This is a genomic window from Agrobacterium sp. 6Ca8, assembly GCF_055382765.1.
The window spans coordinates 2684580-2700863 of the sequence record NZ_AP026433.1; the positions used below are offsets into that span (position 1 = coordinate 2684580).

The window sequence follows — 16284 nt, forward strand, 5'->3', positions numbered from 1 at the left end:
AAAATACCTGACGGAGCTACGTCGCGTATTGAATGAAACATCGGGGTGCAGCGTTTTCGCGATTCCATTCCCTTGGAAAAGGCTCTAAAGCGGAGTATCTCCCGCAAAAGCCGCGAAAGCTCTCCCTCCATGTCTGCCGTTGCCGCGAACGTCGCTCCGATTTTCATTCTTATCCTGATCGGCTGGCTAACCGTCAAGGCCGGCTTGTTCAGAGCTGATGCCGGTGAGATTCTCAGCGATTTCGTGTTCAAGATCGCCGTGCCGACGTTGATCTTCCGCACCCTTGCGGAGGCGAATTTTCATGGCGCGTCGCCCTTCCGGCTGTGGCTGACCTATTTCGCCGGCGTGGCCGTAACCTGGACGGTTGGGCATATCGTCACGCGGTACATCTTCAAGCAGGATAGTCGCATCGCCGTCATAGCCGGTATATCCTCGGCCTTTGCCAACAATATCTTCATCGGCCTGCCGCTCGTCGGGCGGTCCATCGGGGATGAGGGGCTGGTCGCCCTCTCCATTCTGCTGGCCATCCATCTGCCGGTCATGATGATTGCCGGTACCATCCTGATGGAGAACGCCACTCATAAGGCGGTGGGCGGCGAAAAGCGCAGCATGGCTTCTGTCTTCAGGCAGGTCGGCCGCAACCTCATCACAAATCCGCTGGTGATCGGACTTTTCATCGGGCTTTCGACCAATGTTTCAGGCGTGACGCTCACGCCCATCCTCAAGACCGTGGTTGACCAGATCGCGTCCATGGCGGGACCGGCAGCGCTCATCTCGCTCGGTATGGCGCTGACGAAATACACCATTCGCGGTAATCTGGGGATTGCCGTCACCATGACGGTTTTCAAACTGCTGCTTCTGCCCGCCTGCGTGTGGGCCATGGGCCATGCTCTCGGCCTCAGCCGGGAATGGACAGCTGCCCTCGTGCTCACCTCGTCGGTGCCGACGGGGGTGAATGCATGGCTGATCGCCAACCGCTTCGGCATCGGCCACAGCGTTGCGGCCTCCACAATCAGCATTTCCACGGCGACCGGTGTTCTTTCCGTGTCGCTGTGGGCATGGCTTTTGAGCTGATGATGCTCGAATTGCTTACTTCTGGGCGCTCAGGATCTTGAAGCGCGCGTTGCGGCATACCTCGGCGCTGGTGCGGAATTCCGCCGCCAGCACCGGCTCATAGGGCATGCCGCGATTGGCGACCATCAGCAGCTTTCCACCGTTGCGAAGCGCGCCGGCAGCCGTCTTGATAAAGGCCTGACCGAGAGCGGGTTCTGCCGCCTGTCCTGCCGCGTGGAAAGGCGGGTTCATGATGATGAGGTCGTATTTTTCTTTCGGCGGCTCGTTTGCAAGGTCCTGCCAGAAGAAGCGCGCCGTCAGTCGCGGATTGTTTTCAAGAAGATTGGTTTTGGCGAATTCGAGCGCGTTCCAGTCCGCTTCGAAAAGATCGATACGCGCCGTGCGCGGCGATTTTTCCGCCAGCATGACCGAGAGATAACCCCAGCCTGCGCCGAAATCGGCGGCGTTGCCGTCGAAGTCGGTCGGCAGGCGCGACGCGAGCAGCTCCGAGCCATCGTCCACGCGGTCATGCGAGAACATGCCGGGCATGGCGGTGAAACGGCCAGCAACCGTAACGGAATGTTGCGCGAGTTTCGACACGGCAGATGCAACGTCTTCCGGCCGTTTGAACCAGAGGGCGACGCCGTGGTACTTCGGCGTCGATTCCGCCTCGATGCCAAGCTTTGCCAGCGTCTTGCGCAGCGTCAGGATGCCGTCTTCCTTCGATCCCGCCGCCACGATCAACCCACCCGCCTTGACGCGAGAGAGCGCTTCAGCGACGCGGTTTTCGTTTTCGCCGCGATGTTTGCCGCAAAGCAGCAACGCCGCATCGTAGTCCTCGCCGGAAATATCCGGCGTGACCTCTGCGTTCTGCGCCTGAAGAGCCCGGTAAAGCGGTCGAAAATTCTGAACCGAGACGATGTCAGCGTTAAAACCGTCTAGCCGCGGGCCGGCTTCCGCTCCCAGAAACAGAACGCGCTCGCCCTCTTTCGGCAAGTCGAGCATCTCTGCGGCAAAGGGATGGAAAAGGGTTTTAACAGCATCACGGCTCATTGGAGCGTCCTCAAGATGGAATAGAAAAAAGGCGCGGGCAAAACCCGCGCCTCGATAGGGTCTGGCGAGGCTGCCTTACTCGGCAGCGGCTTCGCCATCTTCCTTCTTCTTGTCTGCGGCAACTTCCTTGCCGGTTGCCTGGTCGACAACCTTCATGGACAGGCGAACCTTGCCACGCTCGTCGAAGCCCATCAGCTTGACCCAGACCTTGTCGCCTTCCTTGACGACGTCGGAGGTCTTGGCGACACGCTCGGAAGCGAGCTGCGAGATGTGAACGAGGCCGTCGCGGGCGCCGAAGAAGTTGACGAAAGCGCCGAAGTCAGCGGTCTTGACGACCGTACCTTCGTAGATCTGGCCGACTTCCGGTTCTGCAACGATCGAATGGATCCACTTGCGGGCCGCTTCGATTTCCTTGCCGGAAGCAGAAGCGATCTTGACGGTGCCGTCGTCTTCGATGTTGATCTTGGCGCCGGTCTTTTCGACGATTTCGCGGATGACCTTGCCGCCCGAACCGATGACTTCACGGATCTTGTCGACCGGAATGTTCATCACTTCGATGCGCGGTGCGAATTCGCCAAGCTGGCCGCGGCTCTCGGTGATGGCATTCGCCATCTCGCCGAGGATGTGCTTGCGGCCACCCTGTGCCTGCTCCAGAGCGATCTTCATGATCTCTTCGGTGATACCGGCGATCTTGATGTCCATCTGCAGCGAGGTGATGCCGTCGGCAGTACCTGCAACCTTGAAGTCCATATCGCCGAGGTGATCTTCGTCACCCAGGATGTCGGAGAGAACCGCAAAGCGCTCGCCTTCGAGGATAAGGCCCATGGCGATACCGGCAACTGGCTTGGCCAGCGGTACGCCAGCGTCCATCAGTGCAAGCGAGGTGCCGCAAACCGTTGCCATCGACGAAGAGCCGTTGGACTCGGTGATTTCGGATACGACGCGCAGCGTGTAGGGGAACTGTTCCGCAGTCGGCAGCATCGGACGGATAGCGCGCCATGCGAGCTTGCCGTGACCGATTTCGCGACGGCCCGGGGAGCCCATACGGCCCGTTTCACCGACCGAGTAGGGCGGGAAGTTGTAATGCAGAAGGAAACGTTCCTTGTACATGCCGGTCAGGCTGTCGACATACTGTTCGTCTTCGCCGGTGCCGAGCGTCGCAACAACGATCGCCTGGGTTTCACCACGGGTGAACAGCGCCGAGCCGTGCGTACGCGGCAGGATGCCAACTTCCGAAACGATCGGACGAACGGTCGAGAGGTCGCGGCCATCGATGCGGCTCTTGGTGTCGAGAACGTTCCAGCGAACGATCTTCGCCTGAAGGTGCTTGAAGACAGCGCCGATTTCTTCAGGGCTATACTTCGCTTCGCCTTCTTCCGGCAGGAAGTGAGCCTTGACCTTCGCCTTTACGGCGTCGACGGCGGCGTAACGGGCAGCCTTTTCGGTGATCTTGTAGGCGGTGCGCAGTTCGGTTTCGGCAAGGCCGAGCATTTCGTTTTCGAGCGCGGAGAAATCTTCCGGTTCGAACTCGCGCGGTTCCTTGGCGGCAACTTCAGCGAGCTTGATGATCGCGTCGATAACCGGCTGGAAGCCGCGATGGCCGAACATGACGGCGCCGAGCATGACGTCTTCGTTGAGTTCCTTGGCTTCCGACTCCACCATCAGGACGGCGTCCTGCGTGCCGGCAACAACCAGATCCAGAACCGATTCATCCATCTCATCAAGATGCGGGTTCAGAACATATTCGCCGTTGATATAGCCAACGCGCGCGCCGCCGACCGGGCCCATGAAAGGAATGCCAGACAGTGTGAGCGCAGCGGATGCGGCAACCATCGACAGAACGTCGGGGTCATTTTCGAGGTCGTGCTGAATGACCGTTACGACAACCTGCGTGTCGTTCTTGTAGCCTTCAGGAAACAGCGGGCGGATCGGACGGTCGATCAGGCGGGAAACCAGCGTTTCCTTTTCCGACGGACGGCCTTCGCGCTTGAAATAGCCGCCGGGGATCTTGCCGGCTGCGTAGGTCTTTTCCTGGTAGTTCACGGTGAGCGGGAAGAAGTCCTGTCCCGGCTTCGGAGACTTTGCGGAAACCACCGTCGCAAGAACCATCGTCTCGCCGTAGGTTGCGATGACGGCGCCGTCAGCCTGACGGGCAACCTTGCCTGTCTCGAGCTTCAGCGGGCGGCCAGCCCATTCGATTTCCACGGAGTGTTTATTGAACATATCTTGTCCTTGTTTGTGTATGCCCGCCTTGCGAGGGGGCAACGAACGACGCAATCACGGGCAAGACAGCCGGAGGCTTTTCAAGGTGCAAGCATCCGGCAATCCTGCCCCATGACAGGTCTGCGGTTGAAAAGGCTGCACCGGCCCATCCGGGGCTGCCTTATCGTCCGGGGGCCACATCTATGGCGAACGCCCGGAAATTGAAGATGACCTTCAAAAGGCCAGATATAAAAACCGGCGGGTATCGTTGCGAAACCCGCCGGATAAGGTTTTAGCGGCGAATGCCGAGAGCACCGATCAGCTTGCTGTAACGGGCTTCGTCCTTCTTCTTCAGATAGTCGAGAAGCGAACGGCGGCTCGAAACCAGCGTCAGAAGGCCACGACGGGAGTGGTTGTCCTTCTTGTGGTCCTTGAAGTGACCGGTCAGGTTGTTGATCCGCTCGGTCAGAATAGCGACCTGAACTTCCGGAGAACCGGTGTCGCCTTCGTTCGTTGCATATTCCTTGATGAGGGCGGCTTTGCGCTCTGCAGTAATCGACATCGGACGATCCTTTCTATTTTAAGGAAAAATGGGACGCCTAGAGCCGGGATGTCGTCCAGCTCTGGCCATTCGGCAGCATAGGCAAAGCCCAAGCTGGCGCTGCCTATAAACTATTCCGGGTACAATTGAAAGAGGCGATTGACGGCGCCCCTCAAGGCTCGTCTCAACCGAAAACGCGCTTCGGCCGGAATTCACCCTCGCCGATCTCGCCGATGGCAATGAGCTTGCCATGCGCAGTGGCATAGGCCTCCGGGTGATTGGCCGGCGCATCACGCCCGCGCAGCAGGATCGGATTGCCCATCTTCAGCCGGTGTGCCTGATCATCATTGATGATGAGGTGGGGAAGGGATGAAAGCGCTTCCGCCGTGTCGATCAGAAAAGCATCGAGCGCTTCAAGCCGCTCGTCGCGGTCTTCGATGGCTTCGAGCGCCGTCAAGGTTTCGAGCGGTACCATCATGTCCTCGCCGAATGGCGCGACCATGGTACGGCGCAATTGCGAAATATGACCGAAACAACCGAGATCCCGGCCCATGTCGCGCGCAAGCGCCCGCACATAGGTACCCTTGCCGCATTCCACTTCGAAATGAGCGGTGTCAGCGTCGGGGCAGGCGAGCAGCGTCAGACGGTGAATTTCCACCTCGCGCGCGGGAATCTCCACCGTTTCGCCTTCACGCGCCAGATCATAGGCCCGCTCGCCGGCGATCTTGATGGCGGAAAACTGCGGCGGCGTCTGCATGATCACGCCGGTATAATTGGGCAGAATATCGCGGATCGCCTGTTCGTCCGGGCGCTGGTCGGAGGAGTTGACTACCTCGCCTTCCAGATCGTCGGTTGCGCGTTCTTCACCCCAGGTGACGGTAAACTCGTAGATTTTCCGGCCGTCCATGACGTAAGGAACGGTCTTTGTGGCGTCACCGAGGGCAATCGGCAGCATGCCGGACGCCAAGGGGTCGAGCGTTCCGGCGTGACCTGCCTTCTGGGCGTTGAACAGCCATTTGATCTTGGAAACGGCTTCGGTTGAGCCGAAATCGAGCGGCTTGTCGAGAATGAGCCAGCCCGAAATCGGGCGGCCCTTGGGTTTGCGGTTCTGCTGTTTGCGTGGTTTGGACATGCTTCAGTTCTGTTCGTCGTCTTTTTCGTTCGAAGGTCCCAGATCGCGCTGCACCTCCGGTGACCGCAGGAGTGCGTCGATCTTCTGGTAGTTGTCGAAACTCGTATCGTCGCGGAAACGCAGTTCCGGCATGTATTTCATCTGCCGCAGCTGCGGGCCGAGGCGGCCGCGCATGAACTTGGCATGGCGGTTGAGCGCCGTGATGATGTCGGTATGATCCGCAACGCCAAGCGGCGTCACGTAAGCGGTTGCGATCTTGAGATCGGGAGACATGCGCACTTCCGAAATGGAAATGACGGTTCCTTCGATCAGATCGTCGCGGACTTCGCCGCGCTGGAGAATCTGGGTCAGTGCGGCGCGCACCTGTTCGCCAACACGGAGCATGCGTTGCGAAGGGGCCGATGATGTAGCTTTTGCCATGGGTAATGCCTCAAACGGAGCGAGCGCCGGTGAAGCCGGCGCCCGACAGAAAAGTCCTGTTTTGCGGCGAGACGCTTAGAGCGTTCTCGTAATGTGTTCGACGCGGAAGCACTCGATGGTGTCGCCGGCGCGAATGTCTTCGTAATTCTCGAAGGCCATACCGCACTCCTGACCAACAGGCACTTCGTTGACTTCGTCCTTGAAGCGCTTGAGGGTCTTGAGCTTGCCTTCGTGGATAACGACGTTGTCGCGCACCAGACGCACACCCGCACCACGTTCCACCTTGCCCTCGACGACGCGGCAACCCGCGACCTTACCGACCTTGGTGATGTTGAACACCTCGAGGATTTCGGCATTGCCGAGGAAGGTCTCGCGACGTTCCGGCGAAAGCAGACCCGACATCGCCGCCTTCACGTCATCCACCAGATCGTAGATGATGTTGTAGTAGCGGATTTCGATACCGGCGCGTTCGGACGCCGTACGTGCCTGTGCGTTGGCGCGAACGTTGAAGCCGATGATCGCGGCGTTCGATGCCTCGGCAAGCGAGATATCCGATTCCGTGATGGCACCAGCACCAGAGTGAACGACACGAGCGCGGACTTCGTCTGTGCCGAGCTTGTCGAGCGAAGCGATAATGGCTTCGACCGAACCTTGCACGTCCGCCTTGATGACCAGCGGGAATTCCTTCAATCCCGAAGTCTGCAACTGGCTCATCATCTGTTCCAGCGAGCCGCGCTGACCGGTCTGACGGGCAACAGCCTTGTCGCGAGCCAGACGCTGGCGGTATTCGGAGATCTCGCGAGCACGACCTTCGTTTTCGACAACCGCAAAACGGTCACCGGCCGACGGCGTACCGGAAAGGCCGAGGATTTCGACCGGCATGGCCGGACCGGCTTCCTTGACATGGTCGCCCTTGTCGTTGACGAGCGCGCGCACACGGCCCCACTGATCGCCGGCAACGATGATCTGGCCGGGCTTCAGTGTACCCTTCTGCACGAGAACGGTCGCGACGGCACCACGTCCACGGTCCAGCTCGGCTTCGATGACCGTGCCTTCCGCAGTGCGGCTTGGATCCGCCTTGAGATCGAGGATTTCTGCCTGAAGCAGGATCGCTTCGAGCAGCTTGTCGAGGTTGAGCTTGTTCTTGGCCGACACTTCGACATCAAGAACTTCACCACCCATCGATTCCACGAACACTTCGTGCTGCAGCAGCTGCTGGCGAACCTTTTCAGGGTTTGCCTCGTGCTTGTCGATCTTGTTGATCGCAACGACGATCGGAACACCGGCCGCCTTCGCATGGTTAATCGACTCGATCGTCTGCGGCATCACGCTGTCGTCGGCTGCAACAACCAGCACGGCGATGTCGGTTGCCTGCGCACCACGGGCACGCATTGCCGTAAAGGCGGCGTGGCCGGGGGTGTCGATGAAGGTGATCTTCTGACCGTTCTTTTCGACCTGATAGGCGCCGATATGCTGGGTGATGCCACCGGCCTCGCCAGCAACGACATTCGCCTGACGGATAGCGTCGAGCAGCGAGGTCTTGCCGTGGTCGACGTGGCCCATGATGGTCACGACCGGCGGACGGGAAACCATCTCGCCTTCATCGTCAGCCTTGTTGAAGAGACCCTCTTCAACGTCGGATTCGGAAACGCGCTTGACCGTATGGCCGAATTCGACCGCGATCAGTTCCGCCAGATCGGCGTCGATCACGTCGCCCGGCTTCAGCATCTGGCCTTCCTTCATCAGGAACTTGATGACGTCAACGGCGCGCTCGGACATACGCTGCGACAGTTCCTGAATGGTGATGGTTTCCGGCAGGATGACTTCGCGCAGAACCTTTTCGCGGGTTTCCTGCATCTGGCTGCGACGGAATTTCTCCTGGCGGCGGCGCATGGATGCCATCGAGCGGCCACGCGGCGTACCATCTTCTTCCAGATTGGCGGCGGTCACGGTCAGCTTGCCACGACGGCGCTCTTCTTCGGTCTTCAGGCGGGCTGCAGGCTTGGCCGGAACCGGAGCCACGACCTTGCCACGAGCCGGAAGGCTGCTGCCACGACGGACTGCGCCGCGATCGTCCTCGTCGTCACCACCGGTGCGGCGTCCGCGGGGAGCGGCGGCGTCGGGCGTGGCGGGAGCGGAACGGGGAGCAACAGGCTGGGGACGGGCGTCAGCGCGTGGCGCCGGCGCAGCGGCCGCAGCCGGCTTTTCGCCGGACAGATCGGATTTCGCTTCCGTAACAGGCTGGCTCGCAGCGATCTTTGCCGCAGCAGCCTCTTCGGCAGCGCGGTTTTCGGCTTCGATCTTTTCAGCGGCGATGCGTTGTTCTTCTTCCACCTTGCGGCGGGCTTCGTCTTCGGCGCGCTGCTTGGCTTCGATAACATCGCGAGCCTGCGCTTCTATCAGCGCACGGCGGCGGGCTTCCATCTCGCCTGCGGACAGGTCGTGCAGAACGTTGCCGCGCGGACGGTCAGGCTGACGCTGCTGCGGTGCGGACGAGCCGGGGCGCTGCTGCGAATGGGAAGAACCCGGACGCTGCTGTTGGTTGCTCGGCTGTTGAATGCGTTGCTGTGGGGCCTGCGGACGCGGTGCCGAAGGGGCAGGCGCTGCCGGCTTCGGCGCCGGAGCTGCCGCCACGACAGGCTGAACCGGCTTCTCGTCTTCGGGACGCAGGGGGCGGCGCTTGCGTGTTTCCACGACAACCGCGTTGGTGCGACCTCGACCCATGTCCTGCCGCACGGTGCCCTGATTCATCCCGCCCGGTTTCAGGGTAAGAGTCTTCTTGGCCGGCGCATTGAGTGTCTTGTCGTCGTTGTTGTCGGTCATTCCGTTCCCGTTCCTACGGACGAGAACCGGATGACATCCATCAGGTCTCGTCGTTCAATTGCTGCATCGGAACGCGGCGGCCGTTCATGTTTGGCAACCGCGTCATTGTACTGTCCGGGCAGCGTCGCGTTCCGCCTCAGGCTGACCGCCAAGGCGGTACTGCTTAAGCATCTTTGCGCGCTTCACTACACCCTCACCCGCCTGCCCCGCAAGCGCGCAAGCATGGATAAAAGCATTCTGGCCCATCAACTCGTCCATTTCGGCTTCGCTAAAGAGCCGGAAGGACGGAATTTCATTGCCGGCATCGCTGCCGAGCTCCCAGGCCTTGCGGGCCTGGTCCAGTTTTCGCACGCCGTCTGCCGCGGCATCGGTTGCGTGGAACACGGCAATCGCATTCCCCGAACGGACGGCGGCATCGACTTTCGTCGCGCCGCTGATGAACTGACCCGCCTTGCGCGCCATGTTCATCATTCCGGCAAGCTGCTGCGACATAAGCCGGTCGAGAAGAGCGAGAAGCTCCGGCCCGGCCTTGACGTCGCGTTTGAGCGCCCGTGCGAAGATCTTCTTCGCGATGGCTTTCTCTATCAGGGCGCGCTCCGGTTTTACCCAGCATCCGCGCCCCGGCAATTGGCGTTTCAGGTCCGGAACGACGTTGCCGTCCGGCCCTGCGACGAAGCGGATCAACTCGTCTGGAGATCCGCTCTGCCTTGTCACAATGCACATACGTCCATTGACGTTGCCTTCCAGCCGCCCGTCCTCATCGGTTTCGGGCAGCTCGTCCGGCTCATGCACCTGCGATGTCATTCCTGTTCGGCGGTATCCGCCTCCTCAGTAGCTTCCGCATCGACTTCTTCTTCGGAAGCCAGATCCTCGGCCGTGATCCAGCCTGCCAGAAGACGGGCCTGCACAACCATGTTCTCAGCTTCGACGCGCGATACGTCGAGCTTGGAGAAGATGCCTTCGAACTTCTTCGTCTCGCCGTCCTTGCGTTCGCTCCAGCCGACCAGATCGTCTGCGGCGCAACCGGCAAAGTCCTCGATGGTCTTGATACCGTCTTCACCAAGGGCGACCATCATCTGCGAGGTCAGGCCTTCGATCTGGCGCAGCTCGTCGGCAACGCCGAGTTCCTTGCGCTTGGCGTCCATTTCGGCTTCCAGGCGTTCCAGATATTCGCGGGCGCGGGTCTGGATTTCATCGGCGGTGTCATCGTCGAAGCCGTCGATCGAGGAAATTTCGCCAAGATCGACATAGGCAAGTTCTTCAACCTGCGCGAAGCCTTCGGAAGCCAGAACCTGACCAACCATCTCGTCAACGTCGAGGGCGTCCATGAAGAGTGCCGTGCGCTCGTTGAATTCCTTCTGGCGACGCTCGGATTCTTCCTGCTCGGTCATGATGTCGATATCCCAGCCGGTCAGCTGCGATGCCAGACGTACGTTCTGGCCGCGGCGGCCGATGGCGAGCGAAAGCTGCTCGTCGGGAACCACAACCTCGATGCGCTCGGATTCTTCATCCAGAACGACCTTGGCCACTTCAGCGGGCTGCAGGGCATTGACGATAAAGGATGCCGGCTCCTGGCTCCACGGAATGATGTCGATCTTTTCGCCCTGCAATTCGCCAACAACGGCCTGAACGCGCGAACCGCGCATACCGACGCAGGCGCCGACCGGATCGATCGACGAGTCGTTCGAGATGACGGCGATCTTGGCGCGCGAACCGGGGTCACGGGCAACCGACTTGATCTGGATGATGCCGTCGTAGATTTCAGGAACTTCCATGGTGAACAGCTTCACCATGAACTGCGGATGGGTACGCGACAGGAAAATCTGCGGGCCACGCTGCTCGCGGCGAACGTCGTAGACGTAAGCGCGTACACGGTCGCCATAACGCATGTTTTCCCGCGGAATCATCTCGTCGCGACGGATGATGCCTTCGCCACGGCCCAGATCGACGATGACATTGCCGTATTCGACGCGCTTGACGGTGCCGTTGACGATTTCGCCGATGCGATCCTTGAATTCGTCATACTGACGGTCGCGTTCTGCTTCGCGCACCTTCTGAACGATGACCTGCTTGGCGGACTGTGCGGCGATACGGCCGAAATCCATCGGCGGCAGCGGATCGGCGATGAAATCGCCGAGCTTGGCGTCCGGGTTGCGGTCGCGGGCAAGTTCGAGCGGAATCTGGGTCGAATAGTCTTCGGCCGTCTCTACCACTTCCAGAAGACGCTGCAGGCGGATTTCGCCGGTCTTGGAGTTGATGTCGGCGCGAATGTTGGTTTCCGAACCATAGCGCGAGCGGGCGGCTTTCTGGATAGCGTCGGCCATTGCTGCAAGCACGATTTCGCGGTCGATGACCTTTTCGCGCGCCACAGCATCGGCGATCTGCAGAAGCTCAAGCCGGTTAGCACTCACTGCCATTTTTTTGTCTCCGTAAGTCGCATAATTGCGGGGATCACCCGTTTTCCGGGCTTTTACGTTGGAATTAGTCTTCGTCTGCTTCGTTTTCGTCGTTCTGGTTTGCGGCGGCGGCCTTTGCCGCCTTGTCTGCCCGCAGCGCATCACGAATAAGGTCGTCCGTCAGAATGAGCTTCGCATCGGAAAGCGCGCTGAACGGAATGGTGACTGTCGGTTCGTCGCCATAGGCGATCTGGTCGCGTTCCAGCTTGAAGCCGTCCGCATCCACCTCGACGATCTTGCCGCGAAACCGCTTGCGGTTTTCGACCAGAATGGAGGTTTCGGCCTTCACCAGATGGCCCTGCCAACGGGTGAAATCCGACTTGCGAACCATCGGCCGGTCGATGCCGGGCGAGGAAACTTCGAGATGATACGCCTTATCGACCGGATCTTCCACATCAAGAACCGGTGAAATCGCCATTGACACGGCTTCGCAGCCCTCGACGGTCATGGTGCCGTCTTCCCGCTCGGCCATCACCTGCAGGGTCATGCCGTTCTGGTTGGAGAGCCGCACGCGCACCAGAAGATATCCCATGCCCGTCAAAACAGGCTCGATGATTTCGGCGATGCGCTGGTCGATTCCCGTTTCGGTTATCAGTCGCGGTTCATGTACGGTGTCTGCCATCTGGCCTTCCGGTCTTTAGATTTTCACCGGGCGCTCAGCCCGTGGTTTCCGGTTCGCCTAACGAAAAAGAGCGGAGCCTTGCGGCCCCACTCTTCATCAAGCGATCAAGAATTTCAAAGGTCATATAGACCCATCAGGGCAGGATTGCAAGGTTTTCGCGGGCAGGGCGCTTCAGTCACGGCTTCGGCCACATTTTCACCGTCACCGTGTCGGAAAGGGTGGCATGATTTCCGGCACTGTCTATAGTTGCCGTTTGACAAATCGCAGTTGCATCAAGTGGACTGATCGTGCCTGACCGTAAATCGCCACTCGCGCCTTTAAGGCATTTGACTTACAGACGAATCTGGATCGCGAGCCTTGCCTCGAATTTCGGCGGTCTGATCCAGGCGGTTGGCGCCGCGTGGATGATGACCTCGCTGTCGAGTTCCGAAAACATGATCGCGCTGGTACAGGCCTCCACCTCGCTGCCGATCATGATGTTTTCGCTGATTTCAGGCGCTCTGGCCGATAGTTTCGACCGCCGCCGCATCATGATTTCCGCTCAGATCCTGATGCTGACGGCTTCCGTGCTGCTGACGGTTTTTGCCTGGTCCGGCTGGCTCACTCCGTGGTTGCTGCTCTTCTTCACCTTCATGATCGGCTGTGGCACGGCGCTCAACAATCCGTCCTGGCAGGCGTCCGTCGGCGAAATGGTGCCGCGTGAGGATCTGCCCGCTGCCGTGACACTGAACAGCGTGGGCTTCAACATCACCCGCAGCGTCGGTCCTGCCATCGGCGGCATCATCGTCGCTGCCGCCGGTGCCGCGGCTGCGTTTTTCGTGAACGCGCTCAGCTATTTCGCCCTCATCTACGCGCTGGTTCGCTGGCAGCCGCCCAAATATGCCTCGACCTTGCCGCGCGAGCAGCTTCTTGCCGCCATATCGGCCGGGATGCGTTATGTGGCGATGTCGCCGAATATAGGCAAGGTTCTGGTGCGTGGCTTTCTCTTCGGCCTTTCCGCCAGCGCCATCCTGGCGCTGATGCCGATCGTTGCCCGCGATCTGGTCGAGGGTGGCCCGCTGACCTACGGCGTCATGCTGGGTGCGTTCGGCGTCGGCGCCATCGGCGGCGCGCTCGTCAGCGCCAGACTTCGCGAGATTCTGTCCAGCGAATGGATCGTGCGTGTCGCCTTTTTGGGCTTCGCCTTCAGTTCCGGCGTGACGGCGATCAGCACGAACGCGATCGTAACCTCGCTTGTTTTGACTATTGCCGGCGCCTGCTGGGTTCTGGCGCTTTCCCTGTTCAATACCATCGTCCAGCTTTCTGCCCCGCGCTGGGTGGTGGGCCGGGCGCTGTCGCTTTACCAGACGCTGACCTTCGGCGGCATCGCCGTCGGCAGTTGGCTGTGGGGCGAACTGGCGGAAGATTACGGTATTTCCTATTCCCTTCTCGGTTCGTGCGTGCTGATGCTGCTTGGCGTCGTCGTCGGCCTCAAACTCGCCATGCCCGCTTTTGCTTCACTCAATCTCGATCCGCTCAACCGCTTCGTCGAACCGCCGCTAAGGCTCGATATCAAGCCGCGCAGCGGGCCGATTGCCATTCTCATAGACTATGAAATTCATGACGAGGATCTCGGCGAATTCCTGCCGTTGATGGCCGAGCGCCGCCGCATTCGCCTGCGCGATGGCGCGCGCAACTGGAACCTGATGCGTGATCTGGAAAATCCTGATATCTGGACGGAAAGCTACCATGTGCTGACATGGGTGGAATATGTCCGCCACAACCACCGCCGCACCCAGGCGGATGCGGAAGCCTGGGACCGGCTGCTAGCCCTTCATCGCGGCAAGACACGGCCCCGCGTGCACCGGATGATCGAGCGGCAAACCATTCCGCCGACAGATGACATCTTCCACAAGCCGCATACGGACCAGCATTGAGAGACGATAGGGCTAAGTAGTGGCGACGTCATGCTCGGGACAAGCCCGCGCATGACGGAGGAGTGGTTTCACACGTCGCCAGTAAGCTGCTATTTCAGCTTCGCTTTCAGCGTAGCATCGGGAAAGCAGGTCGGTGACAGACCGTTTTTCGCCTGCCAGTCGCCCAGTGACCGGCGTGTCTTGAAGCCGGCCAGCCCGTCCGCCTTGCCGACATCATAGCCCTTGGCGACCAGTGCCTTCTGCATGGCAAGAACGTCGGAGCGCAACATCGATCCGACATTGCCCCATTCGCCCTTGAACGGCCCCGCCCCATGGGAGATGCGGTCGGCGAGATTGCCGATGAACAGCGCGTAGAGATCGGAATTATTGTATTCCTTAATGACGTAGAAATTCGGCGTCACCACGAATTCCGGCCCGTGCCGCCCGGCCGGCACAAGCATCATGCCGTCGGCGGAGAGGTCGTTGGATGGAAAGGCCTTTCCGGAAATGCGGGTGATCCCCATCTTCGCCCACGCACTCACCGGCCGGGCAAGATCCGGGCCTTCCTGGGCGCAGGAGACGTTGCCGGGTATAGACACTTCGAAGCCCCAGTCGCGATCCCTCTGCCAGCCGCGCTGCGAAAGATAGTTCGCTATGGATGCCAATGCGTCCGGCACGGAGTTCCAGATATCGCGGTGGCCGTCGCCATCGAAATCAACGGCATATTTGAGATAGCTCGACGGCATGAATTGCGGCTGACCGAGCGCGCCTGCCCACGACCCCATCATGCGCGAGGCCGCAATATCGCCGCTTTCGACGATCTTCAGCGCATCGATCAGCTCAGTGCGGAACATCTCCTTGCGGGTCGACATATAGGCTTTCGTCGCCAGCACATCGACAACCGAATGCGGCAGTTTCGCACGGCCGAAACCGGATTCGCGGCCCCAGATCGCCACGACGACATCGCCGGGCACGCCATATTTGGCTTCGATCCTGCGAAGGGTGGCGGCATGCGTCGCGGCCAGAGAGCGGCCGGTGGCGGCAAGCCCCTGCAATCGTTTTTCGGAGAAATAAGCGCCGGGCGATGAAAATTCGGCCTGGCTCTGGCTCTGTTCCTTCGGCGGCTTCTGGCCGGGGATGACGAGATCAGGCAGACTCCAGTTGATGGAAAGGCCGCTCAGCGCAGCCTCCAGCGTCTTTTGCGAAATTCCCGCCTTGCGCGCTTCCGGCCAGATTTCCTTTTTCAGCCATGCATTGAAATCGGCATCGTACCGGGCAGCAGCGGCACCTGTCGGCGCGGATTGCGCCAGAGCGTCCGTTGCTGAAAAAACGGAAAGAATGGCGGCCAATGCCTTGAGGCTTTTCCAAGAAAAGTGGAGGCCGGTTTTCCGTCTGGAAATGCGCCAAAACAAAGAATCAAATCGGTTTCGCATTCGGTCTCCTCTTCGAGTGACGGACAGGGAAAGAAGGCGTCAGATCGTTGTGCGAGCGCGCAGCGCCGCCGTCAATGTGCCCTCGTCGAGATAGTCCAGCTCGCCGCCAACAGGCACGCCATGGGCAAGCCGGGTGATCTTGATGCCGAGATCGGCCAGGCGGTCGGTGATGTAATGGGCTGTTGCCTGTCCCTCCACCGTCGCATTGACGGCGATGATGAGCTCGCGAATACCGCCGGCGCTGACGCGATCGATCAGTCCCTTGATGTTCAAATCTTCCGGCCCGACGCCATCGAGCGGCGACAGCGTGCCACCAAGCACATGATAGGCGGTATTCATGGCGCCTGCTCGCTCCAGCGCCCACAGATCCGACACGTCTTCCACCACGATGATGACCGACTGGTCGCGTCTATCATCGGCGCAGACCGTGCAGGGATCGATGGTATCGACATTGCCGCAGCACGAGCAGATCTTCACCTTGTCATAGGCTTCACCCATCGCGTGGCCCAGCGGTCCAAGAAGCTGTTCCTTCTTCTTGATGAGATGCAGCGCCGCCCGCCGCGCCGAGCGAGGCCCAAGCCCCGGCACTTTTGCAAGCAGCTGGATCAGTTTTTCGATTTCGGGACCGGTGACTCGTTTTGCCATGAGCGCTTT

13 protein-coding genes are annotated in these 16284 nt (G+C 60.1%); 2 read left to right on the forward strand and 11 right to left on the reverse strand.

Features of this window, described 5'->3' with window-relative positions; genetic code table 11:
- Nucleotides 1-129: 129 nt before the first annotated feature.
- Nucleotides 130-1074, forward strand: a complete 945-nt coding sequence (locus tag ACZ5A6_RS13040) for an AEC family transporter (protein ID WP_013635221.1) — start codon at nt 130-132, stop codon at nt 1072-1074.
- Between the two features lie 15 nt (nt 1075-1089).
- On the opposite strand, the gene ACZ5A6_RS13045 is transcribed toward ACZ5A6_RS13040, so the two are convergent.
- From ACZ5A6_RS13045 to rimP, 9 genes are all read right to left on the reverse strand, one after another.
- Nucleotides 1090-2106, reverse strand: coding sequence for a class I SAM-dependent methyltransferase (locus ACZ5A6_RS13045; protein WP_003514275.1), 1017 nt, complete (start codon nt 2104-2106; stop codon nt 1090-1092).
- 75 nt (nt 2107-2181) lie between these two features.
- On the reverse strand, nt 2182-4329 hold the full coding sequence (gene pnp / locus ACZ5A6_RS13050; RefSeq protein ID WP_003514278.1) for a polyribonucleotide nucleotidyltransferase: 2148 nt from the start codon (nt 4327-4329) through the stop codon (nt 2182-2184).
- A gap of 271 nt (nt 4330-4600) precedes the next feature.
- Complete coding sequence (gene rpsO, locus ACZ5A6_RS13055; RefSeq protein ID WP_003514294.1) at nt 4601-4870, reverse strand: 30S ribosomal protein S15; 270 nt, start codon at nt 4868-4870, stop codon at nt 4601-4603.
- A gap of 163 nt (nt 4871-5033) precedes the next feature.
- Nucleotides 5034-5981: a tRNA pseudouridine(55) synthase TruB gene (gene truB / locus ACZ5A6_RS13060; protein ID WP_003514295.1), complete on the reverse strand. Its 948-nt coding sequence runs from the start codon at nt 5979-5981 to the stop codon at nt 5034-5036.
- A gap of 3 nt (nt 5982-5984) precedes the next feature.
- On the reverse strand, nt 5985-6401 hold the full coding sequence (gene rbfA / locus ACZ5A6_RS13065; protein WP_003507167.1) for a 30S ribosome-binding factor RbfA: 417 nt from the start codon (nt 6399-6401) through the stop codon (nt 5985-5987).
- A 75-nt stretch (nt 6402-6476) separates the two neighbouring features.
- Nucleotides 6477-9224, reverse strand: coding sequence for a translation initiation factor IF-2 (gene infB, locus ACZ5A6_RS13070; RefSeq protein WP_003514296.1), 2748 nt, complete (start codon nt 9222-9224; stop codon nt 6477-6479).
- Nucleotides 9225-9326: 102 nt separating this feature from the next.
- Entirely contained in the window at nt 9327-10028 is a 702-nt protein-coding gene (locus tag ACZ5A6_RS13075; protein ID WP_003514297.1) for an RNA-binding protein, read from the reverse strand.
- Nucleotides 10025-11641 carry a transcription termination factor NusA gene (gene nusA / locus ACZ5A6_RS13080; protein WP_003514298.1) on the reverse strand — a complete coding sequence of 539 codons (1617 nt, stop codon included), beginning with the start codon at nt 11639-11641 and terminating at the stop codon, nt 10025-10027. The genes ACZ5A6_RS13075 and nusA overlap by 4 nt, the downstream gene beginning before the upstream one ends.
- Nucleotides 11642-11705: 64 nt before the next feature.
- Entirely contained in the window at nt 11706-12302 is a 597-nt protein-coding gene (rimP, locus tag ACZ5A6_RS13085) for a ribosome maturation factor RimP (protein ID WP_003514299.1), read from the reverse strand.
- Nucleotides 12303-12589: 287 nt separating this feature from the next.
- Here rimP and ACZ5A6_RS13090 point away from each other — a divergent pair, with 287 nt between their 5' ends.
- Nucleotides 12590-14218 (forward strand): MFS transporter, encoded by a 1629-nt coding sequence (locus ACZ5A6_RS13090; RefSeq protein ID WP_174060629.1) that lies wholly within the window; start codon nt 12590-12592, stop codon nt 14216-14218.
- Nucleotides 14219-14307: 89 nt separating this feature from the next.
- On the opposite strand, the gene ACZ5A6_RS13095 is transcribed toward ACZ5A6_RS13090, so the two are convergent.
- Both ACZ5A6_RS13095 and recR read right to left on the reverse strand, forming a co-directional pair.
- Nucleotides 14308-15546 carry a lytic murein transglycosylase gene (locus tag ACZ5A6_RS13095; RefSeq protein ID WP_370647620.1) on the reverse strand — a complete coding sequence of 413 codons (1239 nt, stop codon included), beginning with the start codon at nt 15544-15546 and terminating at the stop codon, nt 14308-14310.
- 123 nt (nt 15547-15669) lie between these two features.
- On the reverse strand, nt 15670-16275 hold the full coding sequence (gene recR / locus ACZ5A6_RS13100) for a recombination mediator RecR (protein WP_003514308.1): 606 nt from the start codon (nt 16273-16275) through the stop codon (nt 15670-15672).
- Between the last annotated feature and the right edge of the window lie 9 nt (nt 16276-16284).